At 67.9% G+C, this 27,000-nt stretch carries 25 protein-coding genes, 1 tRNA gene and 1 pseudogene; 16 read left to right on the forward strand and 11 right to left on the reverse strand.

Going from position 1 to position 27,000, the window contains the following annotated elements:
• Positions 1-4 precede the first annotated feature (4 nt).
• From ACPCXD_RS09500 to ACPCXD_RS09520, 5 genes are all read right to left on the reverse strand, one after another.
• Positions 5-865 carry an MlaE family ABC transporter permease gene (locus ACPCXD_RS09500; RefSeq protein WP_229566996.1) on the reverse strand — a complete coding sequence of 287 codons (861 nt, stop codon included), beginning with the start codon at positions 863-865 and terminating at the stop codon, positions 5-7.
• A 25-nt stretch (positions 866-890) separates the two neighbouring features.
• Positions 891-1,655, reverse strand: a complete 765-nt coding sequence (locus ACPCXD_RS09505) for an MlaE family ABC transporter permease (RefSeq protein WP_106200651.1) — start codon at positions 1,653-1,655, stop codon at positions 891-893.
• 119 nt (positions 1,656-1,774) lie between these two features.
• On the reverse strand, positions 1,775-3,409 hold the full coding sequence (locus tag ACPCXD_RS09510; RefSeq protein WP_085469385.1) for a long-chain-fatty-acid--CoA ligase: 1,635 nt from the start codon (positions 3,407-3,409) through the stop codon (positions 1,775-1,777).
• A 4-nt stretch (positions 3,410-3,413) separates the two neighbouring features.
• Positions 3,414-4,529, reverse strand: a complete 1,116-nt coding sequence (locus ACPCXD_RS09515; RefSeq protein ID WP_423659342.1) for an acyl-CoA dehydrogenase family protein — start codon at positions 4,527-4,529, stop codon at positions 3,414-3,416.
• A gap of 15 nt (positions 4,530-4,544) precedes the next feature.
• Positions 4,545-5,729 (reverse strand): acyl-CoA dehydrogenase family protein, encoded by a 1,185-nt coding sequence (locus tag ACPCXD_RS09520; protein ID WP_106200648.1) that lies wholly within the window; start codon positions 5,727-5,729, stop codon positions 4,545-4,547.
• Positions 5,730-5,861: 132 nt separating this feature from the next.
• Here ACPCXD_RS09520 and ACPCXD_RS09525 point away from each other — a divergent pair, with 132 nt between their 5' ends.
• From ACPCXD_RS09525 to ACPCXD_RS09580, 12 genes are all read left to right on the forward strand, one after another.
• A complete protein-coding gene (locus ACPCXD_RS09525; protein ID WP_016692405.1) occupies positions 5,862-6,047 on the forward strand; it encodes a ferredoxin in 186 nt (61 codons plus the stop codon).
• Between the two features lie 133 nt (positions 6,048-6,180).
• Positions 6,181-7,107, forward strand: coding sequence for a 3-oxoacyl-ACP reductase (locus ACPCXD_RS09530; RefSeq protein ID WP_016692406.1), 927 nt, complete (start codon positions 6,181-6,183; stop codon positions 7,105-7,107).
• 464 nt (positions 7,108-7,571) lie between these two features.
• Positions 7,572-8,336, forward strand: a complete 765-nt coding sequence (locus ACPCXD_RS09535; RefSeq protein ID WP_006551898.1) for an MlaE family ABC transporter permease — start codon at positions 7,572-7,574, stop codon at positions 8,334-8,336.
• Positions 8,337-8,352: 16 nt separating this feature from the next.
• Positions 8,353-9,201 (forward strand): MlaE family ABC transporter permease, encoded by an 849-nt coding sequence (locus ACPCXD_RS09540; RefSeq protein WP_026061170.1) that lies wholly within the window; start codon positions 8,353-8,355, stop codon positions 9,199-9,201.
• Positions 9,202-9,211: 10 nt separating this feature from the next.
• A complete protein-coding gene (locus tag ACPCXD_RS09545; protein WP_016692408.1) occupies positions 9,212-10,390 on the forward strand; it encodes an MCE family protein in 1,179 nt (392 codons plus the stop codon).
• Positions 10,391-10,392: 2 nt separating this feature from the next.
• A complete protein-coding gene (locus ACPCXD_RS09550) occupies positions 10,393-11,412 on the forward strand; it encodes an MCE family protein (protein ID WP_033096865.1) in 1,020 nt (339 codons plus the stop codon).
• The gene (locus ACPCXD_RS09555; RefSeq protein ID WP_033096864.1) at positions 11,409-12,467 is read left to right on the forward strand and encodes an MCE family protein; all 1,059 of its coding nucleotides are present in this window, start codon (positions 11,409-11,411) and stop codon (positions 12,465-12,467) included. The genes ACPCXD_RS09550 and ACPCXD_RS09555 overlap by 4 nt, the downstream gene beginning before the upstream one ends.
• Positions 12,464-13,783, forward strand: a complete 1,320-nt coding sequence (locus ACPCXD_RS09560) for an MCE family protein (protein WP_229566999.1) — start codon at positions 12,464-12,466, stop codon at positions 13,781-13,783. Before ACPCXD_RS09555 ends, ACPCXD_RS09560 begins: the two co-directional genes overlap by 4 nt.
• Positions 13,780-14,997 (forward strand): MCE family protein, encoded by a 1,218-nt coding sequence (locus ACPCXD_RS09565; RefSeq protein WP_016692412.1) that lies wholly within the window; start codon positions 13,780-13,782, stop codon positions 14,995-14,997. The genes ACPCXD_RS09560 and ACPCXD_RS09565 overlap by 4 nt, the downstream gene beginning before the upstream one ends.
• Entirely contained in the window at positions 14,994-16,406 is a 1,413-nt protein-coding gene (locus ACPCXD_RS09570) for an MCE family protein (RefSeq protein WP_059382464.1), read from the forward strand. Before ACPCXD_RS09565 ends, ACPCXD_RS09570 begins: the two co-directional genes overlap by 4 nt.
• Entirely contained in the window at positions 16,406-16,918 is a 513-nt protein-coding gene (locus tag ACPCXD_RS09575; protein ID WP_064851526.1) for an Rv1363c family protein, read from the forward strand. Before ACPCXD_RS09570 ends, ACPCXD_RS09575 begins: the two co-directional genes overlap by 1 nt.
• Entirely contained in the window at positions 16,915-17,556 is a 642-nt protein-coding gene (locus ACPCXD_RS09580) for an Rv1363c family protein (RefSeq protein ID WP_039585845.1), read from the forward strand. Before ACPCXD_RS09575 ends, ACPCXD_RS09580 begins: the two co-directional genes overlap by 4 nt.
• Before the next feature lie 10 nt (positions 17,557-17,566).
• Here the strand turns inward: ACPCXD_RS09580 and ACPCXD_RS09585 are convergent, their stop codons facing one another.
• Positions 17,567-19,078, reverse strand: a complete 1,512-nt coding sequence (locus ACPCXD_RS09585) for an alpha,alpha-trehalose-phosphate synthase (UDP-forming) (RefSeq protein ID WP_016692416.1) — start codon at positions 19,076-19,078, stop codon at positions 17,567-17,569.
• Positions 19,079-19,189: 111 nt separating this feature from the next.
• The gene (locus ACPCXD_RS09590; protein WP_016692417.1) at positions 19,190-19,399 is read right to left on the reverse strand and encodes a hypothetical protein; all 210 of its coding nucleotides are present in this window, start codon (positions 19,397-19,399) and stop codon (positions 19,190-19,192) included.
• Between the two features lie 195 nt (positions 19,400-19,594).
• Between ACPCXD_RS09590 and ACPCXD_RS09595 the strand changes: the two genes are divergently transcribed.
• The 3 genes from ACPCXD_RS09595 to ACPCXD_RS09605 all read left to right on the forward strand — a co-directional run bounded on the left by ACPCXD_RS09595 (position 19,595) and on the right by ACPCXD_RS09605 (position 22,254).
• On the forward strand, positions 19,595-20,395 hold the full coding sequence (locus tag ACPCXD_RS09595; RefSeq protein WP_016692418.1) for an alpha/beta fold hydrolase: 801 nt from the start codon (positions 19,595-19,597) through the stop codon (positions 20,393-20,395).
• 234 nt (positions 20,396-20,629) lie between these two features.
• Complete coding sequence (locus tag ACPCXD_RS09600; protein WP_145692987.1) at positions 20,630-22,021, forward strand: lysine N(6)-hydroxylase/L-ornithine N(5)-oxygenase family protein; 1,392 nt, start codon at positions 20,630-20,632, stop codon at positions 22,019-22,021.
• Entirely contained in the window at positions 22,018-22,254 is a 237-nt protein-coding gene (locus tag ACPCXD_RS09605) for an MbtH family protein (protein WP_006551884.1), read from the forward strand. Before ACPCXD_RS09600 ends, ACPCXD_RS09605 begins: the two co-directional genes overlap by 4 nt.
• A 342-nt stretch (positions 22,255-22,596) precedes the next feature.
• Here the strand turns inward: ACPCXD_RS09605 and ACPCXD_RS09610 are convergent.
• A pseudogene (locus ACPCXD_RS09610) lies at positions 22,597-23,994 on the reverse strand (threonine/serine exporter family protein); the annotation flags it as partial.
• Between the two features lie 145 nt (positions 23,995-24,139).
• Between ACPCXD_RS09610 and ACPCXD_RS09615 the strand changes: the two are divergent.
• Positions 24,140-24,211: transfer RNA gene (locus ACPCXD_RS09615), tRNA-Thr, on the forward strand.
• Positions 24,212-24,248: 37 nt separating this feature from the next.
• Here ACPCXD_RS09615 and ACPCXD_RS09620 read toward each other — a convergent pair.
• From ACPCXD_RS09620 to efeO, 3 genes are read right to left on the reverse strand one after another with little or no spacing between them, the layout of a single operon-like run.
• Positions 24,249-24,545: an FHIPEP family type III secretion protein gene (locus tag ACPCXD_RS09620; RefSeq protein WP_145692988.1), complete on the reverse strand. Its 297-nt coding sequence runs from the start codon at positions 24,543-24,545 to the stop codon at positions 24,249-24,251.
• Between the two features lie 47 nt (positions 24,546-24,592).
• Positions 24,593-25,849: an iron uptake transporter deferrochelatase/peroxidase subunit gene (gene efeB, locus ACPCXD_RS09625; protein WP_229567002.1), complete on the reverse strand. Its 1,257-nt coding sequence runs from the start codon at positions 25,847-25,849 to the stop codon at positions 24,593-24,595.
• On the reverse strand, positions 25,846-26,985 hold the full coding sequence (efeO, locus tag ACPCXD_RS09630) for an iron uptake system protein EfeO (protein ID WP_088897526.1): 1,140 nt from the start codon (positions 26,983-26,985) through the stop codon (positions 25,846-25,848). The genes efeB and efeO overlap by 4 nt, the downstream gene beginning before the upstream one ends.
• Between the last annotated feature and the right edge of the window lie 15 nt (positions 26,986-27,000).

A 27,000-nucleotide genomic window follows, 5' to 3' on the forward strand; every position in this document is an offset into this window, starting at 1 on the left:
CTCCTCACCCCGCCAGATGCAGCTGGCGGCTGCTGCCATAGAGGACCAGGGAGATCAGCAGGGTCACCGTCACCACCGCGATGAGCGACATCCGCACCGCGCGACCCGTCGCGACCCCGACACCGGACGGCCCGCCCGTGGCGGTGTAGCCGTAGTAGCTGTGCACGGTCATGACGACCACGGCCATGGTGATCGCCTGCCCGAACGACCACAGCACGTCGGTCGGGCGCAGGAAGGTCGCGAAATAGTGGTCGTAGACGCCGGGCGACTGGCCGAGCACCACGACGGTCGCGATGCGGCTCGACAGGAACGACGCCAGCACCGACAGCGAGTACAGGGGCACGACGGCGATCAGGCCCGCCAGGATGCGTGTGCCGACGAGATACGGCACCGACTTGATGGCCATGACCTCGAGCGCGTCGATCTCCTCGCTGATCCGCATCGCGCCGAGTTGCGCGGTGGTGCCGGCGCCGATGGTCGCGGCGAGACCGACACCGGCCGTCACGGGTGCGACGACCCGGACGTTGACATAGGCGGACAGGAAGCCGGTGAGCGCTTCGACACCGATGTTGCCGAGCGAGGTGAAGCCCTGCACGGCGACGGTCGCGCCGGCGAACAGGGTGAGGAAACCCATGATGGCGACGCTGCCGCCCACCATCGCGAGCACGCCGGTGCCGAGGCCGATCTCCGAGACCACGCGCAGGGTCTCGCGCGGATAGTGCCGGGCCGCCCGCACCGTCGAGAACAACGCGCCGACGAGGAAGACGACCTGGCGTCCCAGGGTGTCGATGCTGCGTGAGATCCCGTGGCCGAGGCGGCGCACCACCTGCGCAGTCCGCCCGGTGGCCGCCCCCGTGACACTCATCGGCTCATCACCACGCTCATCGCGTTCACCGACCCATCACCGCGATCCCGATCGAGGTGAGCAGCATGTTGGCGAGGAACAACGCGACGAACGCGAAGACCACCGTCTCGTTGACGGCCTCGCCGACGCTCTTCGGGCCGCCGCTGACGGAAAGTCCGCGATGGCACGCGATCAGTCCCGCGAGCAGACCGAAGACCGCCGCTTTGATCTCCGACAGCAGCAGCTCACCGGGACCGACGAGCAGCGTGACCCCCGCGGCGTACGCGCCGGGATCGACGTTCTGGAGTGTCACCGAGAAGAAGAACCCGCCGATCAGGCCGATCGCGCACACCGCCCCGTTGAGCGTGACCGCGACGGCGGTCGACGCCAGTGCACGGGGCAGCACGAGCCGGGCGGCGGGGTCGATGCCGAGCCCCTCGAGTGCGGCGATCTCGTCGCGGATGGTGCGGGAGCCGAGGTCGGCGGCGATCGCGGTGGCGCCGGCCCCGGCGACCACCAGCACCGTCACGAGCGGGCCGATCTGCGTGATGGCGCCGAGCCCGGCACCCGCTCCGCTCAGGTCGCCGGCACCGATCTCGAGCAGCAGCGAATTGAGCGTGAACACGACGAGGACGGTGAACGGGACGGACATCAGGATCGTGGGCAGGAGCGACACCCGGGCGATGAACCAGAACTGGGTGAGGAATTCGCGCCATTGGAAGCGGGAGCGGAACAGGGCGGTGAACGCGTCGAGGGACAGCGCATAGAAACCGCCGAGTGCGTGTGCGGTCGCGCGTGGCACCGATCCCATGAATCCTCGCTTCTTCCACGGTCGCATCGACGAAACCGCGTCCCGACCTCTCGGGTGCGCCGTACATACCCCAGGGTATGTAGAGCGGCAAGGGAGCGATCCCGGGTCTCGGGACGACGCTATCGCGCAGGAGTGCCGACGGAGGCGGGTTCGAGAAGGTGCACCAGTTCGTCTGACAACAGCCGGAATTCGGAATCGCCACGTTCCCGAAGCCACACCGGATCGCTGCAGGACCAGCGTTCGGCGGCCAGGGAACGGGTCAGGACCTTGAAGGTCGCGGTGCGGGGGAACTCGCTGCAGACACGGATCAGACCGGGCATCTGCTTGGGGCCGAGATCGGTCTGCGCATCGAGGAAACGCGCGAACGCGACCGGATCGAAGTCGGAGCCTGCCGCAGGGATCACCGCGGCCATCACCCGGTCGCCGACGTTGCGGTCGGGCACCCCGTACACCGCGACCTGAGCGAAACCCTCGTACCGCATCAGGATGCGCTCGATGGGTGCCGCACCGAGATTCTCACCGTCCACCCGGAGCCAGCCCGAGCTGCGTCCGGCGAAGTAGACGAAGCCGTTCTCGTCCCGGTAGGCGAGGTCGCCGCTGTGATAGCGCCCGTCGCGGAGGCGTTCGGCATCGGCCTCGGGGTTGTTGTAGTAGCCGTCGAACAGACCGGCACCGCGCACGTTGACGAGCTCGCCCGTCGCGGTGTCGGCGTTGGTGATCCTGCCGTTCGCGTCGAACACCGCCGGAGGGCAGCGTCGCCCCGTCTCGGGATCGAGGATCTCGATGCCCTCGGGAAGCCGGCCGAGGGCGCCGGCCGGGGCGTCGGGTGCCGACGCGATCGCGATGCCGCCCTCGGTCGAGCCGAACCCGTCGACCACCCGCGCGCCGAAGCGCCGCGTGAACTCGGCGACGTCGGCGGCCGACGCCTCGTTGCCGTACACGATGCGCAGCGGGTTGTCGTGGTCGTCGGGCTGCTCGGGAGTCGCCACCACATACGACAGCGGCTTGCCGACGTAGTTCGCGAAGGTCACGCCGTAGCGGCGGACGTCGGGAAGGAAACCCGACGCCGAGAACCGGCGACGCAGAGCGATGCTGCCGCGCGCGGCCAGTCCGATCGCCCAGCCGGCGATCATCGCGTTGGAGTGGAACAGCGGCATCGACACGTACACGGTGTCGTCGGGGCCGAGGCCGAACCGCGTGGCGAGCATCGTCGCGGGATCGGTGAACTTGCGGTGCGTGCACCGCACGGCCTTCGGATCGCCGCTCGTGCCCGACGTGAAGATCAGCATGAACAGGTCGTCGGGGGAATGCGCGGCAGTCTCCACGACCGTGTCGGCGAACGGGGCGAGCATCGCCGTCCACTCGGGGGAGTCGACGTCGATCACCCGCACGTCGCCGAGATCCACACCGTCGAGCAGGGACGCGTGTGCCGCCTCGGTGAACACGACCCGGCAATCGGCGAGCGCGATGTCGCGGGCGAGCGCCGCACCGCGCCGGGTCGTGTTCAGGCCCACCACCACCGAACCGGAGAAGGCCGCGGCGCCGAGCAGCAACGAGAACTCCGGGACGTTGTCCATGAGGATCCCGATGTGCTTCGGTGCTGGGCCGTCGAGCAGGTCGCGCAACAGTGCGGCGCGTCGCCGGGACTGCGCGACGTGTTCGCGCCACGACAGTTCGGTCTCCTCGAAGCGCAGGCCTCGATCGTCGACGTCGGCGAGTCGTTCGAGCAGTTCGGTGACGGTGAGGGCGGTCATGCGATCAGGCCGGGACGTCGGCGAGTTCGCGTCCGAGCGCGCGCAACTGGTCGGTGGCGGAGCCGAGCAGGAACTCGTGGTGCTTGGCCGCGAGGAAGTAGCGGTGCACCGGGTGGTCCTCGTCGAGCCCGACACCGCCGTGCACGTGCACGGTCGTGTGCGCGACACGGTGTCCCGCATCGGCCGCCCAGAAGGCCGCGGTGCGCAGGGCGTCGTCGTGACGCTCACCCGAGGCCATGCGGAAAGCGGCCTGCCACAAGGTCAGTCGCACCGCCTTGACGTCGATGTAGGCGTCGGCGAGTCGCTGGGAGACGGCCTGGAAACTGCCGATCGGGCGGTCGAACTGGACGCGTTCGCGCGCGTACTGCGCGGTGAGCTCGAGCGCCTGTTCGAGGACGCCGCACTGGTAGGCGGCGGAGCCGAGCAGGCTGCGGTCGCGCAACCACGTCGCCACGGCGAGGCCGTCGGTGCCGAGGACACGGTCGGCCGGGAGCGCGACCTGCTCGAGGGTGACGATGCCGCGACTGTCGAAGTCGGTGGTCTGCTGGCGGGTGATCGAGACACCCGGATCGTCGGGTCGCACGAGGAACACCGCCACCGAGTCGCCGACGGTGGCCGGGACGAGGAAACCGTCGGCGACCGGCGCGGCGTCGACGACGATCTTCACGCCGTCGAGCACGTGCCCGTCGCCCGTGGCCTGCGCCCGGGTCGCGGGGGCCGTGGGGTCGGGGTTCAGTTCCTCGGCGAGCGCGGCGGAGAGGATCTGCTCGCCGGTCGCCGCGGGGCGTCCCCACTCGGCCTGCTGCTCGGCGGTGCCGAACTCCGCGATCGCCGACGCGCACGCGGCGATCGAGCCGATGTACGGAACGGCGGCGACGCCGCGGCCGAGTTCGCGCAGGATGCTCGCCTGCTCGAGCGGCCCGTACCCGTCTCCGCCCAGCGACTCGGGAAGAGCGGCGCCGAGCACGCCCGACGATGCGAGCGTGTCCCACAGGGTGCGGTCGAGGCGGTCCTCGGAGGCATCGAGTGTGCGCAGGTGCTCGTTGGTGACGATGTCCGCGACGATGCTGCGGGTCAGTTCTGCGAGATCCTGCTGGGCCTCGGTAAGGGTGAAGTCCACGGTGCGCGTCCTTTTCTAACGCTTGGCGGGCGGCTGGCCGAGAGCGGTCATCGCGATGATGTCGCGCTGGACCTCGTTGGTGCCGCCACCGAAGGTGAGGATGAGGGAACTGCGGTGCATGCGTTCGATCCGGCCGCGGAGCAGTGCGCCGGCCGAGTTCTGCCGTACCGTCGCCGCGGGTCCGAGGACCTCCATGAGCAACCGGTAGGCCTCGGTCGCGAATTCGGTTCCGAACACTTTGTTGGCCGAGGCGGCCTCCGGGCCGAGCGGGGTCGTGCCGGCGCTCGAGGCGATGTCCCAGTTCATCAGCTGCAGGTATTCGGCCTTGGCATGGACGCGTGCCAGGTTGATCTGCACCCATTCCTGGTCGATCACCCGTCGCCCGTCGGGCAGATGCGTCTCCTGCGCCCAGCGCCGGACCTCGGTCAGCGCGGTGCGCACGGGACCGGCGGAGGTGAGCGCGACCCGCTCGTGGTTGAGCTGGTTGGTGATGAGCGCCCAGCCGCCGTCGACCTCGCCGACGAGCGCGGATGCCGGGACGCGCACGTCCTGGTAGTAGGTGGCGCTCGTGTCGGGGCCGGCCATGGTGTGCACGGGGGTGTACGAGAAGCCGGGAGCGTCGGTCGGCACGATGAAGACGCTGATCCCCTTGTGCTTCTTGACATCCGGGTTGGTGCGCGCGGCGAGCCAGACGTAGTCGGCGTAGGCGATCAGGCTCGTCCACATCTTCTGCCCGTTGATGACCCACTCGTCGCCGTCGCGCACCGCGGTGGTGCGCAGGGAGGCGAGGTCGGTGCCGGCGCCGGGTTCGGAATAACCGATCGAGAAGTGCAGTTCGCCCGCGGAGATGCGGGGGAGGAAGAATTCCTTCTGCTCGTCCGTGCCGTAGTGCATGATCGTCGGCGCGACCGAGTCGATGGTGAGGAACGGGACGGGCGCGCCGGCGATGGCCGCCTCGTCGGTGAAAATCAATTGGTCCATCGCGGAACGGTTCTGGCCGCCGTACTCCTCGGGCCACCCGAGGGTGAGCCAGCCGTCCTTGCCCATCTGCTGCACGACATCGCGGTACACGTTGCCGGAGCCGTACTCCCCGGTCGTGGCCGCGAGCGCCTCGCGGCGCTCGGGTGTCATGATCTGTGCGAAATAGGCCCGCAATTCCTCGCGGAGGGCTTGTTGCCCGGGGGTGTAGGAGATGTCCACGAACGCTCCGTTTCGTCGCTGCGTGTCCCCGCGAATCGTCTCTGTGGGATCATCGCGAATCATTGCACAGAATTGGAACGCGTTCTAGTCTGGACCCGATCGGTCGGCGCGAATGTGAAGCGAGGTCCCGGAATGGATGTCAAGGTCGACTTCGACCGCTGTGAAGCGAACGGCGTGTGTGTCGGGCTGGCGCCCGACGTCTTCGATCTCAACGACGACGACGAGCTGATCGTCACGCATCCCGTACCCGAGGGTAGCGAGGACGCCGTCCGCGAGGCCGTCGCCCAGTGCCCGCGTGCGGCGCTCGCCGAGGCGTGAGCGCCGGACGGTGACCGGCCCCGGCCCTTGTCAGGAAAAATAACAAGTTCTACATTTTCGGTGCCCCCGGGTCCTGGTGGGGAGAGTACCGGCGTACGGCCGGCAATCGGCCCGAATCTTGAGGAGTACGTGGATGAGTGCGGACGCCAACGGTGGCGTGGAGAACGACGATCGGGTGTCTCTCGAAGGACGGGTCGCCGTCGTCACGGGAGCCGGAGCGGGTCTCGGACGTGCCGAGGCGCTCGCGCTCGCGCGGGCCGGAGCATCGGTGGTGGTCAACGATCTCGTGGAGAACGACGCGGTGGAGGACACCCTCGCGCGGATCCGCGATCTCGGTGCCGAGGCGGAGTTCGTGCCCGGCAGCGTCGCCGAGCGTGAGACGGCCGATGCGATGCTCGCCGCGGCGCAGGGCAAGTTCGGCGGTCTCGACATCGTCGTCAACAATGCGGGCATCACGCGGGATCGGATGCTGCCCAACATGTCCGATGACGAATGGGACTCGGTGGTCGCCGTGCACCTGCGCGGTCACTTCCTACTCTCCCGCAATGCCGCGGCCTACTGGCGCGACCGGTCGAAGCAGGAGGGTGGACCGGTCTACGGGCGCCTGGTCAACACGTCCTCGGAGGCCGGTCTGCTCGGTCCGCCCGGGCAGCCCAACTACGGCGCCGCCAAGGCCGGCATCACCGCACTCACCCTCTCGGCCGCTCGTGGTCTCGAGCGGTACGGGGTCCGGGCGAACGTGATCTGCCCCCGCGCGCGCACGTCGATGACCGAAGCGGTCTTCGGCGACGCGCCGGACGACGGCATCGATCCGCTCTCGCCCGACCACGTCGCGAATCTGGTCGCCTATCTCGCCTCCCCGGCGGCCGATCGCGTCAACGGGCAGGTCTTCATCGTCTACGGACCCATGGTGGCCCTGATGGCCGCACCGGTCGTCGAACAGCGTTTCGATGCCGCCGGGCAGTGGACCCCCGCCGCGCTCGCCGACGAGCTCGGCGGTTACTTCGCCGATCGTGACCCGGGCCGGACGTTCTCGGCCTCGGCGGCACTCGATCTCTAGTTCCGGCCCCCTGCTGTTCCCGCTCGGGGACAGCAGGGGTCCGTGTCTTCGCCCCCGGGCCGGATCCTGCAACCACGGGTGACGGACACCGGGGATTCCGGTAGCGTAACGCCCACTCGGGCTGTTTCTCCGGCTCTCGCCAGGCCTCGTATTTCTGCCTGGTACGTGTTCTAGTTTTGTTTCGTCGTCACGACCCGCTCGCGAGTGTGACGACCTCCTGTGGCGACGTGGTCGAGCTCGGTTCCTGCGTCGGAAATCTCAGCGAAACCCCAGTGTAAACCCACTTATGAGCGTGTCGATGCGCGTCGGTCGACGCCCGTGTGTCTGTTCGGACGGAAATGGATCGAGATGCCCCTCGGCGGATCTTTGACAGGTGAACACGTTCTAGTTACTATGACCCGGGTCACAGCACACGCCATCGATCGGCCGCGCGCCGACGACGTGAGGATCGAAGGGGGCACACGATGGTAGACCTCCTCGAGGTCCCCTTACGGGCCGTCGGCGGACTGTTCGCCATGACCGGCGAGACCGCCCGGGCGGCCTTCCGTCGCCCCTTCCAACGGCGCGAGTTCATCGACCAGGCATGGTTCGTCGCCCGCGTCTCACTCGTGCCCACCGTGCTCGTCGCGGTGCCGTTCACGGTCCTGGTGAGCTTCACCCTCAACATCCTGCTCCGGGAGATCGGCGCGGCCGACCTCAGTGGAGCGGGCGCGGCCCTCGGCGCGGTGACGCAGGTCGGTCCCATGGTCACCGTGCTCATCGTCGCCGGCGCCGGTGCCACCGCGATCTGCGCCGATCTCGCGGCGCGCACCATCCGCGAGGAGATCGACGCGATGCGTGTGCTCGGCATCGATCCGATCCAGCGTCTCGTCGTGCCCCGGGTGCTCGCGTCCACCGTCGTCGCCCTGCTGCTCAACGGTCTCGTGTGCACGATCGGCATCCTCGGCGGGTTCGCCTTCTCGGTCTTCCTCCAGGACGTCAACCCCGGCGCGTTCATCAACGGCATCACCCTGCTCACCGGCTTCGGAGAACTGATGATCTCCCAGGTCAAGGCGGGGCTGTTCGGCATGATCGCGGGGCTGGTCGCGTCCTATCTCGGTCTCAATGTCAAAGGTGGAGCGAAAAGTGTCGGCGACGCCGTCAACCAGACGGTCGTGTTCGCGTTCATGGCGCTGTTCGTGGTCAACCTCCTCGTCACGGCCGTCGGCATCAAGCTGACCGCGGGATGAGGGGAGCGGAGATTTCATGGCAGTGATGTCCTGGCGCTTCCCCCGTGCGGTTCGGCGCATGTCACGTGCGTCGTCCACGGTGGACCGAGTGGGGGAGCAGGCGCTGTTCTTCGGGCGCGCCCTCGCGACGGTCCCCCGGGCGCTGATGCACTACCCCAAGGAGACGGTCCGTCTGGTCGCCGAAATCAGCATGGGCACCGGCGCACTCGCCGTCATCGGTGGCACCGTCGTGATCGTCGGGTTCCTGACGCTCTTCACCGGCGGCATCATCGCCGTGCAGGGCTTCAGCTCCCTCGGCAACATCGGCGTCGAAGCGCTCACCGGTTTCTTCGCGGCCTTCATCAACGTGCGTATCGCGGCCCCGACGATCGCCGGTATCGGACTGGCGGCCACCATCGGCGCCGGCTCCACCGCCCAGCTCGGCGCCATGCGTGTCTCCGAGGAGATCGACGCGCTCGAGACCATGGCGATCCCGTCCATTCCGTATCTGGTGTCCACGCGCGTGCTCGCCGGGATGATCGCGATCGTCCCGCTGTACTCGCTCGCCGTGATCGCCTCGTTCGTCGCCAGTCGTTTCGCGACGGTGGTGCTCTACGGCCAGTCGGCCGGCGTGTACGACCACTACTTCACGACCTTCCTGATACCCACCGACATCCTGTGGTCGTTCGTCCAGGCCATCGTGATGGCGATCGCCGTGATGCTCATCCACACCTACTACGGCTTCACCGCAGGTGGCGGCCCCGTCGGTGTGGGTGTCGCGGTCGGCAACGCGGTGCGGGCCTCGCTCGTCGCGGTCGTCACCGTCACCCTGCTCATCTCGCTCGCCGTCTACGGCGCGACCGGCAACTTCAACCTGTCGGGATAGGGCGCGCGACATGGACACTCCTTCGTGGAAGAAGAAGCTCGCCGCCTTCGGTCTCGTGGGCGGCCTCGCCGCGATCGTCGCGGTGGCACTGACGATGTTCGCCGGTGGGTTCACCTCGACGGTCCCGCTCACCGTCACCTCACCCCGCTCCGGTCTGGTGATGGAGCCCGACGCCAAGGTGAAGATGCGCGGCGTCGAGGTGGGCCGCGTGGCGTCGATCGAGCACACACCCGCCGGCGCGGTCCTGCATCTCGACATGCAACCCGGGCAGATGCAACTCATTCCGTCGAACGCGCGGGTGGCGATCGAATCCACCACCGTCTTCGGTGCCAAGTTCGTCGACATCGTCGTCCCCGACGATCCGTCCTCCGTGCCGATGCAGGAAGGCGCCGTGATCGCGGCCGACAACGTCACCGTCGAGTTCAACACCGTCTTCGAGCACCTGTCCGACGTGCTCGCCCAGATCCAGCCCGAGAAGCTCAACGCCACCCTCGGAGCGTTGTCGGAGGCGCTCAACGGACGCGGCGACGCCCTCGGCGCCGCCCTGTCCGAGGCCGATGCGTATCTCGCCGAGATGAATCCGTCGCTGCCGCAACTGCAGGCCGATCTCGTCTCGGCCGCGCAGGTCACCGACGTCTACGCCGACACGGCACCCGACCTCATGACCACGATCGGCAACGCCACCGACGTCGGAAACACCGTCGTCGACGAACAACAGCAGCTCGACCTGCTGCTCATGAACCTCACCGGTCTCGCGAACACCGGACGGGACGTCCTGGGGGAGAACGAAGCACAGTTGACCACCGCACTCGACAGTCTGAGCCACACCACCGGTCTGCTCGGTGAGTACTCGCCCGAACTGACCTGCTTCATCGTCGGCCTCAACGACGCCCGGGTGGCGTTCGAGCCGATGGCCGGCACCGGCGAGTACGCGGCCCTGACCCTGAGCACGAGCTTCATGGGTGGTGCCACGCCGTACAACGACGCCCAGGATCTGCCCGTGGTCGGCGCGAGCGGCGGACCGAACTGCTGGGGCCTGCCGAACTTCGACCCGCGCCGCGACGGTCACGCGCCGTTCGTCGTGACGAACACCGGTGAAACGCCCTACAAGCCCGCAACGGAGGCCTGGATCCGCTACCCGACGATCTTCCAGTACCTGTTCGGCGACCATCTCGCAGGCGGGCGGTGACGATGAGAGCGACCACCGTCAAGTTCCTGATCTTCGCCATCACGATGGCATTGATCTTCGCCGGGCTCGCCGTCGTGTTCAGCCAGGCGCGGTTCACCGGCACCGAGAACTACCGGGCCACCTTCACGGACGTCTCCGGTCTCGGTACCGGCGACAAGGTCCGCATCGCCGGGGTGCAGGTCGGCTCCGTGAAGAAGGTCGACATCGGCCCCGACAACACCGCCGAGATCGAGTTCGACGTGGACGCGAAGCACACGCTGTTCACCAGTACCCGCGCCACCGTGCGGTACGAGAACCTCGTCGGCGACCGGTATCTCGAACTGCTCGAAGGCGCCGGCAGCGTCGACGTCCTGCCCGCCGGTGGCAGCATCCCGATCGAGCAGACCGAACCGGCCCTCGACCTCGACCTGCTCCTCGGCGGGTTCAAGCCGCTGCTGCAGGGCCTCGACGCGCAGCAGGTCAACGACCTCTCCGGAGCACTCTTGCAGGTCTTCCAGGGTCAGGGCGACACGCTCGTGTCGCTGCTGGGGAACACCAACTCGTTCACCAACTCCCTCGCCGACCGCGACCAGCTGATCGGCGACGTCATCGACAACCTCAACGCCGTCCTCGGCACGATCGACGATCACGATCGCGAGTTCGAGAACACCATCGAACAACTGCACACCCTGGTGGGCGGGCTGTCCGCCGACCGTGATCCCATCGGCGCGTCGATCCCGCAGATCGCTACCGGCACTGCGGATCTCGCCGCACTGCTGCAGAACAACCGGCCCGACCTGCAGACGGTCATCGCCGAGACGAACCGCACCATGACCCAGCTCGACCTCGGCAAGGACGACATCAACCGCACGCTCGAACGCCTGCCCTCCGATTACAAGAAACTCATCCGCGTGGGTGCATACGGAAACTTCTTCCAATTCTTTCTCTGTGCCAATACTTTCAAGTTCTCCGGACCGGACGGCACCACCATCCGGTACACCACGGCGAACCACGACACGGGAAGGTGTGCGAAGGTCGAATGAGTGCACCTCGTGACCCCAACTACATCCGGACGGGCATCATCGGCCTGGCCGTGTCCGCCGCGATCGTGCTCGCCGGTCTGCAGTACGACCAGCTGCACTTCCTCTCCGGTGGCCTGAGCTACTCGGCCCGTTTCCAGGACGCCGGTGGCCTCGTCCCCGGCGACGACGTCATGCTCGCCGGCGTGAACGTCGGCGACGTCACCGACGTGCGGCTCGACGATCAGGCCGTGCTGGTCACCTTCCGTATCCGCGACGGTATCGGGCTCGGCGACACCACCGGTGCCGACATCAAGACCAACACCGTTCTCGGTCGGAAGTCCCTGGCGCTGCGCCCCGGTGGCGACGGCGTGATGCGCCCGGGCTCGGTGATCGCGCTCGAACGCACCAACTCGCCGTACTCGCTGACCGACGCTCTCGGCGACCTCACGACCTCGGTCTCCGAACTCGACACCGACCGGATCAACGAGTCGCTCGACGCGTTGTCGCAGTCGCTCGAGAACACCCCGCCCGAGATCCAGGGCGCATTGGAGGGCATGACCCGCCTGTCGCAGTCGATCAACGCCCGCGACGAATCGCTGGACCAGTTGCTCGAACGCGCCGAGGGCGTGACGAGCATCCTCGCCGAGCGCAGCGACCAGGTCAACGCGCTCATCGTCGACGCGAATGCGCTGTTCGGCGAACTGAGTCTGCGCCGCGACGCCATCACCGAACTGATCGCGAACATCTCGTCCGTCTCGCGTCAGCTCACCGGCCTCGTGCAGGACAACCAGGCGCAGATGGCACCGACGCTCGAGAAGCTCAACCTCGTGACGGCCAACCTGCAGGCGAACAAGGAGAACATCGCCGGCGCACTCGACGGTCTGGGCCCGTACATCAGCGCACTCGGCGAATCCGTCGCCAGCGGACCGTTCTTCAACGCCTATGTGTCCAACATCCTGCCGGCACCGTGGTGGAAGGCCGTGGTGGACAGCCAGGTCGCACCCGATCTCCTCCCCGAGGATCTGCAGGACGTGATCCCGGACGAACCCCCGACGATCAAGAGGGACGGCGAATGAGTACCGATACCGCCGCAACGACCCGGCGGCGCCCACCCTGGCTGATGGCGGCGATCATCGGTGCCGTCGTCGTGCTCGGCGCCCTCGCCGTGTTCGTCCTGCCGGACCTCGGCAAGCGCACCATCCACGCCGAATTCGCTTCCACCAGCGGCCTGTACGAGGGCGACGACGTGCGGGTGCTCGGAGTGTCGGTGGGACGCATCAGCGACATCGAACCCCGCGACGACCTCGTGCGCGTGACGATGCAGGTCGACAGCGGCGTCGAGATCCCGTCCGACGCAAAGGCCGTCGTCATCGCGCAGAGCCTCGTCTCGGCGCGTTTCGTCCAGCTCACCCCGGTCTACTCGGGTGGTCCGACGATCGAGGACGGCACGACGATCCCGATGCAGCGCACGGCCTCTCCGGTCGAATGGGACCAGATCAAGACCGAACTGATGCGGCTGTCCGAAGCGCTCGGACCCGAGGAACTCGATCCGCAGGGATCCCTCGGCCGGTTCATCGACACCGCCGCCGACAATCTCGAGGGCAACGGGCAGACCGTGCGTGCGGCCCTGCGCGAGTTGTCGGACACCATGCGCACGCTCTCCGAGGGGCGCACCGACCTGTTCTCGACGATCCGCAACCTGCAGACCTTCGTATCGGTCCTCTCGTCGAGCAACGAGCAGATCGTGCAGTTCGGCGGTCGACTCGCGTCGGTCTCGGACGTGCTCGCGCAGAGCTCCGACCAGCTCGGGGTCTCGTTGTCCGAGTTGAACATCGCCGTCGGCGACGTGCAGCGGTTCGTGCAGGACAACCGGGCCGGTCTCACCGAATCGGTGCAGCGACTGGCCGACGCGACCGAGGTGCTCGCCCGCAAGCGACCCGAGATCGAGCGGGTACTGCACTCGGGCCCGACCTCCCTCGCGAACTTCTACAACATCTACAAGCCGGCGCAGGGTTCGCTCACGGGCGCACTCGCGATCAACAACCTCGCCAACCCCGTCGAGTGGATGTGCGGGTCGGTCGCGGCCGCCGCCAACGCGACCTCCGAGCGCAGCGAGGAACTGTGCCGCCAGCAGCTCGGACCGGTGCTGTCGTCCATCAACGCCAACTACCTTCCGCTGCTGGTCAACCCGCTGGCCGGTGTGCAGGCCTTCGACGGTGACATCGTCTACACCGAACCCTGGCTCGAAGGGGCGTCGGAAGGACGCGGCACCGCACCCGGTCCGTCGCTGTCGGAAGCGGCGTCGCCGCTCGACGGGATCCTCGGCGGCCTGCCGTCGCTGCAGGTCCCGCAGGATCTCGGTTCCCTGCTGCAGCCGGGAGGAGGACGATGACCGGCCGATCGATGTTCCGCCGCCTCGGTGTCGCGGTCACCGCCGTCGCGGTGGGCACGACACTCACCGCGTGCGAGTGGGGTGGACTCAACTCGATTCCCATGCCCGGCACCGCCGGCCGCGGAGAAGGCGCCTACCGGGTGCAGATCGAGATGCCCAACGTGACGACCCTGACCCAGAACTCGCCCGTGCGAGTCGACGACGTCACCGTCGGGTCGATCTCGGGGATCGAACTCGACGGCTGGCACGCGCTCGTGACGGTCTCGCTCGACGAAGGCGTGATCGTTCCGGCCAACTCGCTCGCGCGGATCGGTCAGACGAGCCTGCTCGGATCGCAGCACCTCGAACTGATCCCGCCCGTCGGCGAACCCCCGGAGGGCCGCCTCGAGGACGGCGACGTCATCCCACTCGAACGCGCCGGTGCGTATCCGACCACCGAACAGACGCTCTCGTCGTTGTCGGTGGTGCTCAACGGTGGTGGACTCGCGCAGATCAACGACATCACCACCGAGCTGAACGCGGCGCTCGTCGGCCGGGAGGACTCGATCCGGAACCTGCTCCCGCGCCTGGACGAACTGGTCTCCACTCTCGATACGCAGCGCGGTGACATCATCGCCGCGCTGGAGGGCATGGACCGTCTGGCGGCGACCGTGAACGACCAGAACGCGACACTCGTCCGGGCTCTCGAGGAACTGCCGCCCGCGATCGAGGTGCTGGCCGACCAGCGATCGAACCTCACGGCCGCGATGAGTTCGCTCGGCGAGCTGAGCACCGTGGCCAGCCGGGTCGTGGAGACCTCGAACGACGACCTGAAGGCGAACCTCGAGGGGCTCGCACCGACGTTGAAGGCGCTGGCCGATTCGGGCAGTGCCCTGACCGAGGTGCTCGGTGTGCTGCTCACCTATCCCTTCCCGCAGGCGGGCATCAACAACATCATCCGCGGCGACTACGCCAACCTCGCGATGACGATCGACCTCAGTCTCGAACGTCTCGACCTGAACTTCCTGTCCGGGACGCCGCTCGCGGGACGTCTCGCGGGTCCGGAGGGGATCCTCGGCCGCGACGCGGGACTCGCTGCGCAGGCGACCGATCCGTTCCGTGCACCGCTCGAACCGCCACCGCCGCCACCGCCCGGTCCCGAAGGGAAACTGACGATCCCCGGCATCGGTGAGATCACCATTCCCGGCCTTCCCCTGGGGGTGCCCGCACCATGATGCTCACGCGGTTCGTCCGCATCCAGCTCACGATCTTCGCGATCCTCACGGTCGTCGGACTCGTCGTGATGTCGCTGATGTACGTGCGGCTGCCCGCCCTGTTCGGGGTCGGGCGGTACGAGGTGGTCGTCGAACTCCAGTCGACCGGCGGCCTGTACCCGCATTCGAACGTCACCTACCGCGGCAACACCGTCGGCACCGTCCGGAGCGTCTCGCTGTCGCCGGTGGGCGTCGAGGCGAAGTTGTCCATCGACAGCGACGCGAAGATCCCCGCCGACGTCGACGCGGCCGTGCGCAGCGTGTCGGCGGTCGGCGAACAGTACGTCGATCTCGTGCCCCGGGCCGACGGCTCGGGCGGCGAACGTCTGGCCGACGGCGACGTGATCCCGGTCGACCGCACGACGGTGCCTCAGGAGGTCGGTGCCCTGCTCGACCAGGCCGACGTGCTGCTCGCCTCGATCGGCGACACGCGACTGCAGACGGTGGTCGACGAGGCGTTCGACGCGTTCAACGGCTCCGGACCCGAACTGCAGGAACTGATCGACTCGACGCGCCTGTTCGTGCAGGAGGCCTCGGCGAACAGCGCCGAGACACGGCAGTTGATCGATCAGATCGGTCCGCTGCTCGACACGCAGGTGGTCACGAGCGACGCCATCCGGTCGTGGACACGCGACATGGTGACCTTCACCGATCGTCTGCGCGAGAGCGATCCCGACCTGCGGGCCCTGCTCGACGTCGGGCCGGGAGCCGCTGCCGAAGCCGAATCGTTGCTGCAGGACCTGAAACCGACGCTGCCGCTGCTGCTCGCGAATCTGGTGAGCGTCGGCGAGGTGGGCGTCATCTACAACGCCGGCATCGAGCAGATCCTGGTGCTGTACCCGCCGATGACGACGGCCCTGATCACCGCGGCCGGCGACGGCCCACCGGAGGACGGTGCCGTGGTGGACTTCCATCTGCAGCTGCACGATCCGCCGCCGTGCCTGGCCGGTTTCGTGCCGCCGGAACAGTGGCGCAGCCCGGCCGACACGTCCATGGTCGACACCCCGGGCGACGTCTTCTGCCAACTGCCGCAGGACTATCCGAATGCGATCCGCGGTGCCCGGAACCTGCCGTGCATGGAGTACCCGGGCCGTCGCGCACCGACGCCCGACATGTGCCGCACCGGGTACAGCCCCACCTACTCGGACAATCCGTGGACCGGGCCGCCCACGCCGGTGGCCTCGGAGAATGTCGCACCCACACCCGCCTCCTACGGCGGGGGAGACGACACGGCTCCCGCCGGGGTCGCGGCGCGACGGATCGATCCGCAGACCGGGACGTACATTGGTCCCGACGGCACCGTGTACACGCACGCCGATCTCGGTGGAGATCGGAGCTTGGAGAGTTACATGAAGGCGCAGCAGGGCTGATGGCAGACGAGATCGACATGAAGACGAAGCCGAGATGGGCCAAGCCGGTCGCGATCATCGCGTCCGTGCTGGTGATCGCACTCGTGGCGGTCGGGGCCTGGCTCATCGTCGACCGGCAGTCCGCGAACGAACGCGACGAGCGTCGGGAGGCGTACCTGCAGGCCGCGCGGCAGACGGTGCTCAACCTGACCACCATCAACGCCGACACCGCCGACGCCGACGTCGCGCGTCTGCTCGAAGGCGCGACGGGTGATTTCAAGGCCGAGTTCGAGGGCCGCGAAGGACCTTTCGTGGAGGTCGTGCAGCAGGCCGGTGTCGACACCACCGGTGAGGTCCTCGAGGCGGGGATCCAGAACGAGGACGGCACGTGCGCGTCGTCGCTCGTCGCCTCCCGCGCGATGGTGAGCAACGCCGACCAGACCGAACCCGAAGCGCGCGACTTCCGTCTGCGGGTGACGATCTGCGACGAGAACGGCAGATTGTTGGCGTCGAAGGTGGAGTTCGTGCCGTGACCGACGAGAAGGACGATCGCGTGACGCTCGACAAGACCGACGAAGCCGTGTCCGGCACTGTGTCCGACAAGACCGAGGAGACGGGCGGATCCACCGCCGCCGCCGAGACCTCGGCCGCCGCCGCCTCGGTCCCGGACGCGACTTCGGATCCGAAGGCCTCGTACCTGCCGCACATCGCGATCGGATTGTCGATCGTGGCACTGGTTTTCGCGGTCCTGGTGGGGTGGCTCGCCTACGGCACCGTCCAGCAGTCCGCCGCCGAGACGGCGCGGACCGACGCGCGGGTCGCTGCGGAGGAACAGGCGGTCGCGATGCTCGCCTACACCCACGATCAGGTGGACGCGCAGACCGAGGCCGCTGCGGAAGGCCTCACCGGCGACTTCCGCGACGAGTACACGAATCTGATGAAGAACATCATCGCGCCGGGCGCCAAGGAGAAGGCGATCAGCGTGCAGGTGAGCGTGCAGGCGTCGTCGGTGGTCTCCGCCGACGCCGACAGCGCCGTGACCCTGCTGTTCCTCAACCAGATCACGACGAGTTCGGAGAACCCCGAAGCGGTGAGCAGCGGCAGCCGGGTGCGCGTCGAACTCGAAAAGCAGGACGGGCGTTGGCTCGTCAGCCGGCTGACGCCGATCTAGGAGGGGGCCGTCAGGTGGGGTCGGGTTCGCCGGCCTCACCCGGCGCGATCAGCGCGCGCCCGGCGGCATTGGTGTTGGCGAGAGTGTCGAGGAACGAACGGGCCCAGCGGTCCACATCGTGCGTGAGCACCTGACGGCGCAGCGCACGCATCCTCTTGCGGCCGTCCTCGCGCGGCACCTCGATCGCGGCCTGGATCTTGTCCTTGACGTCCTCGAGGTCGTGCGGGTTGCACTGGAACGACTGCCGCAGTTCGGCTGCGGCACCGGTGAACTCGCTGAGCACCAACGCGCCGCCGAGATCGCTGCGGCACGCGATGTACTCCTTGGCGACGAGATTCATACCGTCGCGCAAGGGGGTCACGAGCATGACGTCGGCCGCGACGAAGAACGCGATGAGCTCGTCGCGGGGGACCGGCCGGTGGATGTAGTGCACCACCGGACGCCCCACCTCGGCGTACTCGCCGTTGATGCGGCTGACCGTCCGCTCGATCTCGCCGCGCATGTGGACGTAGGAATCGACGCGTTCCCGGCTCGGGGTCGCGAGCTGCACCATCACGGTGTCCTTCGGGTCCATGCGACCCTCGGCGAGGAGTTCGTGCACCGCGTCGAGCCGCACGTCGATGCCCTTGGTGTAGTCGAGCCGGTCGACGCCGAGCAGGATCTTCTTCGGGTTGCCGAGTTCCTTGCGCAACGCCTTGGCACGATCGCGGATCGCCTTGCTGCGTGACTGCTGGTCGAGCCGGCCCGATTCGATGGAGATGGGGAAGGCACCGACACGCACCGAGCGGAAGCCGACCTGGACCACGCCGAGCTTCGACCGGATACCGATGTTGCCGCGGGAGGTCTGGGCCCCTGCCAGGCGGCGGGCGAGATACAGGAAGTTCTGGGCACCACCGGGGAGGTGGAAGCCGATGAGATCGGCGCCGAGGAGACCCTCGACGATCTCGGTGCGCCACGGCAGTTGCATGAACAGCTCGATCGGCGGGAACGGGATGTGCAGGAAGAAGCCGATCGTCAGATCGGGGCGGAGCATCCGCAGCATCTTCGGCACCAGCTGGAGCTGGTAGTCCTGGATCCAGACGGTCGCGCCCTCCGCGGCGGCCTTCGCGGTCTCCTCCGCGAAGCGGCGGTTGATCTCGACGTAGGAGTTCCACCATTCGCGCCGGTACTCCGGGCGCACGATCACGTCGTGGTAGAGCGGCCACAGCGTGGCGTTGGAGAACCCCTCGTAGTAGTCGGCGATGTCCTCGGTGCTCAACCGCACCGAGTGCAGGGTCAGACCGTCCTCGACGATGACGCCGGACTCGGCGTCGGCCACACCGGCCCAGCCGACCCAGGCGCCGTTGTTCGAACGCAGGATCGGCTCGAGCGCGGTGACGAGGCCGCCCGGACTGCGCTTCCAGCGGGTGGTGCCGTCGGGAAGCCGTTCGAGGTCGACCGGCAGGCGATTGGCGACGACCACGAAGTCCGACCCGGCGTGCGAGTCGTGGTTCCCCGCTGCGTCCGCTTCGCCTGCTGTCACGTTGTGGTCCTCTTTCGGGGCCGGTGCCGTCGCCGGCCCGGCAGGGTGGGTGCCGTCACCGGCCCGGCAGGGTGGGTGCCGTCACCGGCACCGTGGTGGGTGTCGTGCTCGTCAGTGCTTGTCGCTGGGACCGATGCCGAGCATCGACAGCAGCATGCGGCACTCGTCCGCATTCTCTGCGTAGGCGGCGACGACTCGCTGCGCCTGTCGTGCGGTTTCGTCGGCGACGGGTTCGAGATCCTCGTCGGCGATGTCGTTCGCGGTGGTCGGGTCCGCGGCCATGATGTCCTCCCGGGGTCGCTGCTCTGTGCGAGCACGCATCGTCCTTCGACTCTAGGAGAATCGGACAGCTCGCCGCCACCCGCCTTCCGAGGTCGGTCCTGGCACGGTCCTGCACGTCTACGTCGCGGTACCGTAGGACGGTCGTGCTGTAGGTACACCGTGTGTGTTTCCGGTGCGCGACGTCACGGCGCCGACCCGCGGCGCACAACCGCGCTCTCGTCGAGGAAGGTATTCATGCCCATTGCCACCGTGAACGGCATCCCGCTGAACTACCAGGTCAAGGGAACGGGCGATCTCGTCGTCCTCATCATGGGAACGGGTAGTCCGGGGCGCGTGTGGGATCTGCACCAGGTGCCCGCGCTCGTGAAGGCCGGCTACCGGGTCGCCACCTTCGACAACCGCGGCATCGCACCGTCGGGCGAGAGCCTCGGCGGCATGACCATCGACGACCTGGTGAAGGACACCGCCGGCCTGATCGAACTGCTCGGCGGTCCCGCCTACGTGATCGGCACGTCGATGGGTGCGCGTGTCGCGCAGGAGTTGACGCTCGCCCGTCCCGAGCTCGTCCGCAAGGCCGTCTTCCTGGCCGGCCACGCCCGCATGGACCAGTTCCAGCTGACGCTCACCGAGGGGGAGCGCCAGCTCTACGACAGCGGCGTCGAACTGCCACCGAAGTACCAGGCCGCCGTCACGGCGGTGATGAATCTGTCGCCGGCCTCGCTGGCCGACGAGCACACCGCCCGCGACTGGCTGGACGTCTTCGAGTTCAGCGGCGGAAAGGTGTCGGCGGGCGTGCGCGCGCAGCTCGGCATGGACCGGGAGTTCGATCGGCGCGCGGCCTACCGGGGCATCACCGTGCCGTGCCTGGCCGTCGGATTCGCCGACGACCGGATGATCCCGGCCTATCTGTCGCGCGAGGTCGCGGACGCCATTCCGGGTGCGCGCTACGAGGAGATCCCGGACGCCGGGCACTACGGCTATCTCGAGCGGCCCGAGGCGGTCAACAAGATCCTGGTGGACTTCCTGGCTTCGTAGGGGAGTCCCCTGGCAGGGGAAATCGGCAGGCGGGCGCGGTGGAATCAGTCACGATCCACCGCGCCCGTCGTCTGCGAAATGCGACGAAGGTCCCTGTGATCCGGGAGATCGTGACGTCCCGCGGACCGTCGGGCACTGGTACGCTCACCGAACAAAGGTTAGCCTGAGCTACCTTCGAGTCTCGTACGAACCGATCACGGGCCCCTCCGGCCCCCCTAGTACGGAAGTTGAGTGATGACCGACCGTTCCAGCCTTGTCGCCGATGACGCGGGGAGGTCGGAGGGCAACTCGCAAGGAGACGTCTTCGACCTCGTCGGTATCGGTTTCGGCCCCTCGAACCTGGCGCTCGCGATCGCTGTCGAGGAGCACAACACCGACAACCCCTCCTCGGCGATCCGGGCACGATTCTTCGAACGTCAGTCGGCCTTCGCCTGGCACCCGGGCATGCTGCTCGAGGGCGCCACGATGCAGATCGCGTTCCCCAAGGATCTGGTCACCTTCCGTAACCCCACGAGCTCGTACAGCTTCTTCTCCTACCTGCACGACCGTGGCCGTCTCGTGGACTTCGTCAACCACCAGACGTTCTTCCCCACGCGTCACGAGTTCCAGGACTACCTGCAGTGGGCGGCCACGCGCGTCGACGCCGACGTCCGCTACGGAACCGAGGTCGTCTCGGTCGAGACCGTCCGCAACCACAACGGGATCGCCGACCTGTTCGCCGTGCGGACCGCCGACGGCGCCGTCGTGTACGCGCACAGCGTCGTGGTCGGAGTCGGACTGCGTGCCCGGCTCCCGAAGTGGGCGGTCGCGTCTGCCCGCTGCTTCCACAACCACCACTTCCTCTTCCACATCGAGGACATGCCGGAGCCGCAGCACCAGCGCTTCGTGGTGGTCGGCGCAGGGCAGAGCGCTGCCGAGGTCGTGCAGTACCTGCACACGCACTACCCGCAGGCCGAGGTCCACAACGTCTTCAACCGCTTCGGGTACAGCCCCGCCGACGACAGCCCGTACGCGAACCGCATCTTCGACCCGCAGGTCGTCGACGAGCTGCACGCGGCCCCACTGTCCGAGCGTGAGCGGCTGCTCGCCCTGCACCGCAGCACCAACTACTCGGTCGTCTCGCCCGAACTCATCGAGGCGCTCTACGCGACCGAGTACCGCGAACGGGTGAGCGGTCGTCGCCGGCTGTTCATGCGTCGTGCCTCGGAGGTCGTATCGGCGCTCGAGAGCGACGCAGGAGTCACCGTCGAGATCCGCGACAATCTCGAAGGCGACACCGAGACCCTCCAGTGCGACGCGGTGGTCCTCGCGACCGGCTTCGAGCCCGCGCCCCTCGCACCGCTGCTGGGCGATCTCGCGCCCGAGACGCCGGTCCTGTCCGTCGCCCGCGACTACCGTCTGCCGCTGCCGGAGAACGTCACGGCCGACGTCTACCTGCAGGGCGGAACCGAGAAGACACACGGTCTGACCGCGTCGTTGCTGTCCAACGCAGCGATCCGCGCGGGTGAGATCCTCACCTCGATCGTCGAACGCCGAGAGCTCCGTCTGCCCGGAGCCGGGGGAGGAATCGACGAGCTTGGTAGGATATCGGACCATCACACCTACGCAACAAGTGAGGCGAGATGAGCACGAATCCATTTGACGACGAAGACGGCCGCTTCTACGTCCTCATCAACGATGAGGAGCAGTACTCGCTGTGGCCGACCTTCGCCGAGGTTCCGCAGGGGTGGCGGGTGGTATTCGGCGAAGAGTCGCGCGCCGCTTGCGTCGAGTACGTCGAGCAGAATTGGACCGATATGCGTCCGAAGAGCCTTCGCGACGCAATGGAAGCCGACGAGAAGGCCCGCCAGGGCAGCTGAACGCTTCCGTCAGATCCGCCGAGAGTCACGCCCGCGCCGAAAGCGCAGCGTGGCTCTCGTCGTCTGTACGGACGATCCCGACTCCCTGCTCGACGACCCGTGTGAATCGACGGGTATCGGGCCCGTGGCCAGCGGACCCGACGCGATCGGGCCCGTGGGTATCGGGCCGGTCGCGATCGGTCCCGTCGCGATGGGGCCCGTCCCGGGAGCTGTGGGTATCGGGCCGGTGTGCGCTGTGGGAACCGGGCCGGTGTGCAGCGATCCCATCGGGATGGGACCGGTGGCGGGGCCGGGCGCCGGGCGCCACACCGGGCGGTTCTTGTCGAGCCGGATCCGGGGGATCCGCCGCAGCTGCGGGCGACGCAACGCGCCGACGCGCAGGACACCGCGCGGATTGCGGGTGCGGCGGGCCAGCCACTCACCGAGCGTGACACCCGCGGCGAGCGCGCATCCGATACCGAACGCCGAAAACAGCGCCGTCATGCCGGTGGCCATCTGATTCCGGAGCATCGCGTACAGGCCGCGATAGAGGGCGAGACCGGGCAGCAGCGGCGTGATGCCGGCGACCGCGACGACCAGCGGGGGCGTGAGCGCACGGCGGGCCATCAGACCACCGGCGAAACCGATGACGGTCGCGGCCAGCGCCGACGAGATGATCGGGCCGAGCGACAACCCGAGCGCGAGCTGGTAGCCGAGGCTGCCGGTGGCGCCGGCGAACGCGGCGACCGTGAGGGCCCGACGTTCGGCGTAGCAGGCGAGGGCGTAGAACAACGCCGCGGCGGCACCGGCGAGGATCTTCGTCGGCAGCTGTGTGAGGTCGGGGAGTGCCTCGTAACTGATGAGGGGGAGTTCGGCGCCGAATACCGACGCGACCCGCAGGGTCGTCGCGACGCCCGCGATGATGCCGCCCGTCATCATCAGCACTTCGAAGAAACGCGCCGACGCCGTGATGGGGGCACCGGTGATGGCGTCCTGCACCGAACCCACGAGCGACAGACCGGACAGCAGCACCGTCACGCCGGCCGCGATGATCAGTCCCGGCGACACTTCGATCCCGATGGTCTCCCGTATCCCGTACAACGTGATCGCCGGGGCCGTCGCGACGATGCCGCCCACCAGATGCTGGAAGAAGAACGGCAACCCGGCCGCGTTGAGTTTGCGGTTGACGCGGTCGATCACGAACGTCGAACCGAAGGCGACGAGCGCGACCAGCGCGTCGCCGCCGAGGAGCACGGAGATCGAGGCGGCCATCGCCGACCACGCGACCGTCGCCACCCAGCGGTTGTACGGATGCGCCTTGGTGGTGATGGCGAGCAGTTCCTCGTGCGCCTGCGCCGGGGAGATCGCGTCGCGGCGGATGCGTCGGGTCAGACGGTCGACGGCCGCGAGTCGCGTGAAGTCCATCGAGCGGTAGTGCACCACCCGCATCGTGCTCGACGGCGGCATCGTCGGTCCGCGATAGGCCGACAGCACGATCGAGTTGTAGGTGACGTCGACGTCGCACTGCGCCAGGCCGTAGGTGGCGGCGACGAACCGCACCTGCTCGGCGGTGTCGATCGCACCGGTACCCGAGGCGAGCAGGACCTCACCGACACGCACGGCGACGTCGAGGGCCTCGGCGACCACCGCATCGTCGGTCAGATCGATCGGCTGGAGTGGCGCCGGAGCCTCGGTGACCGCGTCGATGGTCGCGCGGCGGGTACCGAGAAGTCGATCGAGGAATTCGTCGAAGCGGCTCACCGTCCGCGGCCTCCGGTACGGCTGGGGGAAACGGGGAGGGTGGGCATGCAATCCACCGTAACGAAGGCGGGTGGGTGCGCGCCGGGAGTGTGACGCGCTATATGATGGCGTCGCTCACGCGTCGTCCGCGACCGTCGAGTTCTGTGCCTCCTTAGCTCAGTGGTAGAGCACTCGCCTTGTAAGCGAGCGGTCGTCAGTTCAATCCTGACAGGGGGCTCCGGTAGGGCCCGTCGCGTACAGCGTGCGGGCCTGTTTCATCCGGTGCTGCTGTGAACCGCTGCGAAGACCACGAACACGGCGAACAGTGCCGCAGCGCCCAGGCAGGCACCGGCCAGGGCCTCACGGTGATTCGTGGCCGTGCCCTTGTCGGCACGTTCGAGACCGATCCATCCGCACACCACCGCGACCAGCCCGACAGGGATCGCGACGAAGTCTCCGATGACGGGGACGAATGCGAAGACGAGGGCGACGATCCCCGCGATCAGTGCCGCATTCCCGGTGCCGTTGTGCAGAACAGGGGGAGCAGGAGGAACAGGCAGGTCGTCGTGCATGAGTTCCTCCGCTCACGGGGCTGTGTCCGGTTGTCGATCCGGAGATCTCAGGCCTCGAACAGCGGCCGACCCCAATAGTCTTCCCCCACCGTTCCGGGTGGGCATGCGAACACGGCCGATCCGACGTGCTGGATGTACTCGTTGAGGCCGTCGTGCCGGGCGAGTCCGAGCTGCATCGGTACGAACTGTTCGAGCGGGTTGCGGCAGAAGGCGATGAAGAACAGTCCGGCGTCGAGATGACCGAATCCGTCGGATCCGTCGGTGAAGTTGTAACCGCGCCGCAGGATCCGGATGCCACCGAGATGCTGAGCGGACGCGAGCCGCACGTGGGCGGTGGTGGGAACGAACGGGCCGTCCGGGCCGCTCGACTCGAGATCGAGTTCGTCGAATTCGTTCGTCCTGCCGAGCGGCGCCCCTTCCCGCTTGTCGCGTCCGATGACCGCTTCCTGTTCGTTCAGCACCGTGCGGTCCCACTGTTCGATGAGCATGCGGATGCGCCGTGCCACCAGATAGGTGCCGCCTGCGAGCCACGGCCGGTCGTCGCCGGATGCCACCCACACCGACTCGGTGAGCGCCTGGGGATCCTCCGCCTTGAGGTTGTTGGTGCCGTCCTTGAATCCGAACAGGTTGCGGGGTGTGGTCTGTAACGTCGAAGTCGAGGAGGTGCGACCGAATCCCAGTTGCGACCAGCGCACCGATGCCGTGCCGAAGGCGACCCGCGCGAGGTTGCGGATCGCGTGGACCGCGACCTGCGGATCGTCGGCGCAGGCCTGGATGGCGATGTCGCCGCCGCTGCGGGCCGGATCGAGGTTGTCGGCGGGAAAGTGCGGCAGATCCACCAGCGCGGCGGGCCTGAGGTCGGCGAGGCCGAAGCGGTCGTCGAACAACGACGGTCCGAAACCGATGGTGAGGGTCAACCGGGAGGCCGCAAGGTCCAGTGCTTCACCGGTGTCGCTCGGCGGTCGGTATCCGCCGTCGCCGGTCGCGCCGTTCTCGGTGGCTTCGAGGCCGGCAGTCATGCGTTCGGCCATCGCGGTCCACGTCGTCAGCAACGCGATCAGTTCGTTGCGGTCGCGGGTGGTCACATCGAAGGTGACGAAGTGCATGCGATCCTGCGCGGGAGTGATGATCCCGGCCTGATGTTCGCCGCGGAACGGGACCACGGCGTCGGCGGCGGCGTCCTCGGAGGAGGGCGCGGTGACACGACCGACCACTGCCCCGGTACCGGCGAGAACCACCCCCGCACCCGCGGTGCCGAGCAACCGACGTCGCGAGATGCCTGAGGGGGAGTCCGGTCGGGTCATAGTCCTGCGGCTTCCGCCACAACCCCTTGCACCTTGCTGACCTCGGCGGACAAGGCATCGATCAGTCGCGACAGTTCCTGGCGCTCCGGTTCGGGGACGGTGTCGTACGAGACGAAGCCTTCACCCTCTCGATACCGGGCCAGCGCTGCGTCGAGGTCCGCGAACCGGGCGTCGATGGCAGCACCGAGCGCCGGGTCCTGTTCGTCGAGGATCGGACGCAGTGCCGCGACCGCGGCCTGCGAACCGTCGACGTTCGCCTGGAAGTCGTACAGATCGGTGTGCGAGAAGATGTCCTCCTCACCGGTGATCTTCGACGTGGAGATCTCGTCGAGCAGCCCCTGCGCGTCGCCCGCGATGCGGGTCGGGTCGATGACGTAGTCCTCCGCGTTCACCAGACCTGCCAGCTCGGCGACGTCGGCGACGAGCCGGTCGGAGATCGCGCCGGTGTCGGGTTGCGGACCGGTCACCCACAGGTCCTTCTCGAGACGGTGGAAGCCCGTCCATTCCTGCCCCGGCTCGAGGTCGGCCTCACGCAGGTCCAGGCGCGGATCCAGGTCGCCGAAGCTCTCGGCCTCGGGTTCGATCCGTTCGAAGTAGGTGCGGGAGAGCGGGAACAGCCGCTTCGCCTCGGCGATGTCGTTCGCGCGGACCGCTGCCACGAACTCACCGGTGGTGACGACCAGCGCGTCGGTCTGGCTCCTGATGTAGCGGCGGTAGCCGTCCGCTGCCTCCGCGAGTTTCCCGTCGGCGTCCGTCGCCGCCTGCGAGTCGCCGGTCACGGTGAACGGTCGGCGAATACCGTCGCCCACCATGCCCGGCCGGCACGACAATTCGTAGTCGCCGGGTTCGGGGATGTTCACGATGAGTTGCCGGGTCAACCCCGGACCGATGTTCTCCACTTCGCCCAGTGCCCGGTCACCGGCCGCGAAGACGTAGAACTCGGTGACCTTCGAACCGTTGTTGGTGACGGCGAACGTCGAATGCCCCGTGACCCCCTCGGCGGCGGATACCTCGCAGGACGAGTCCGTCGCGGTGACCGACACGGCGTCCGTGTCGGAGGTCGCCTTCTCGGTGCACCCCGCAAGGGCGAACGGAAGGACGGCGGCCGTAGCGAGGAAGCAGGTGGTTCGGCGCATCTACGGAACCTTTCG

Source organism: Rhodococcus sp. AB351, from assembly GCF_049538275.1.
In the GTDB taxonomy this organism is placed as follows: domain Bacteria; phylum Actinomycetota; class Actinomycetes; order Mycobacteriales; family Mycobacteriaceae; genus Rhodococcus.